Origin of the sequence: Rhodoferax sp. (assembly GCF_039922535.1) — a bacterium.
GTDB lineage: Bacteria > Pseudomonadota > Gammaproteobacteria > Burkholderiales > Burkholderiaceae_C > Rhodoferax_B.
This window is the reverse complement of the sequence record NZ_JBDTEM010000026.1, coordinates 1-1,523: the sequence shown is the minus strand read 5'-3', so window position 1 is coordinate 1,523 and position 1,523 is coordinate 1. Positions and strand designations below refer to the sequence as shown.

Below are 1,523 nucleotides of genomic sequence, written 5' to 3'. Positions count from 1 at the left end.
ACAAGCCTGTGCTGTCGTCCGGCGAACTGCTCTACACCGCCCCCGACCGGCTGGAAAAACGCACCCTCAAGCCCAAACCCGAAACCATGGTGCTAGACCACGACACCGTCACGGTGGAGCGCGGCAAACGCCAGTACGTGCTGCGCGTCAAAGATTACCCTGAGCTGGGCGTGTTCGTAGAAAGCATCCGCGGCACGCTGGCGGGCGACAAGGCTGCGTTGGAGCGTCTGTACCAGTTGACCTTGGACGGCAACGAAGCCCACTGGACCCTGGTGCTGCGCCCGCTGAACCCCAAGATGCTGGCCGTGGTGCAGCGCATCACCATGCAAGGTGAACGCGCCGAGCTGCGCAGTATCGAGGTAGAGCAGGCCGACAAAGACCGCTCGGTGATGCTGATCGACAACGCCGCAGCTCCATGACCCAGCGTATTTTCAGCCGCAGTTTCTTGCCCGTGTGGTTGGCCCTGCTGGCCCTGCTGCTGTGTGGTGCGGTGGTGCGCCAGACCCGTTTTACCGCCGACATGTCGGCCTTTTTGCCCCAGGCTCCCACGCCCGAGCAGCAGTTGCTGGTAGACCAACTGCGCGACGGCCTGGTGTCGCGCCTGGTGCTGGTGGGCGTGGAGGGCAGTGACGGCCCAACCCGCGCCGCCCTGTCAAAAGCTGTGGCCCAAAAGCTGCGCAGCGAGGCGCAGTTCAGCAGCGTGGGCAACGGTGAATTGGTCGCCATGGAGCGCGACCAGGCGTTCTTGATGGCGCACCGCTACCAGCTCAGCCCGGCCATGCTGCCTGCGCACTTCACGGTGGACGGCCTGCGTGCGGCTTTGGGTGACACGCTGGATTTATTGGCCTCGCCCGCCGGGCTGCTGGTCAAGTCGCTGCTGCCCCACGACCCCACGGGCGAACTGCCGCTGTTGCTGGATACCCTGGGCCGTGGCGGCACCGGCCCGCGCAACGCCGATGGCGTGTGGGCATCGCGCGACGGCGAGCGCGCCTTGCTGCTGCTGCAAACCCGCGCAGCGGGCTCGGACACCGATGGCCAGCAGCGTGCCATGGACACCATCCGTGCCGCGTTTGCCGAAGCCGTGGCCGCCCAAAATGGCCCTGCGGCCACCGCCCGCCTGGTGCTGACGGGCCCTGGTGTGTTTGGCGTGAATGTGCGCAACACCATCGAGTCCGAGGTCAAGCGCCTTTCGGCCATCAGCATCGTGCTGATTGTTCTTTTACTGTGGCTGATCTACCGCTCGGTCGTCACGATGGTGCTGGGCCTGTTGCCGGTGCTGGTAGGGGCCGTGGCAGGCATCGCGGCGGTGAGCCTGGGCTTTGGTACGGTGCACGGCCTCACGCTGGGCTTTGGCACCACGCTGATCGGCGAGGCGGTGGACTATTCGATTTACCTGTTTGTGCAGTCAGACACCTCGGCGGCGGACCAGGACCGGGGCGCGTGGGTGAAGCGCTTTTGGCCCACCATCCGGCTGGGGGTGATGACCTCGATCTGCGGCTTTGCGTCGCTGCTGCTGTCGGGCT

Annotated in this window: 2 protein-coding genes; both read left to right on the top strand. The window is 65.7% G+C overall.

All coding sequences use genetic code 11. From position 1 onward, the window contains the following. The coding region (locus ABI213_RS01215) for a LolA-related protein (protein ID WP_348025755.1) at positions 1 to 419 on the top strand (419 nt) is incomplete at its 5' end. Next, the coding region (locus tag ABI213_RS01210; protein ID WP_348025753.1) for an MMPL family transporter at positions 416 to 1,523 on the top strand (1,108 nt) is incomplete at its 3' end. The genes ABI213_RS01215 and ABI213_RS01210, both read left to right, overlap by 4 nt.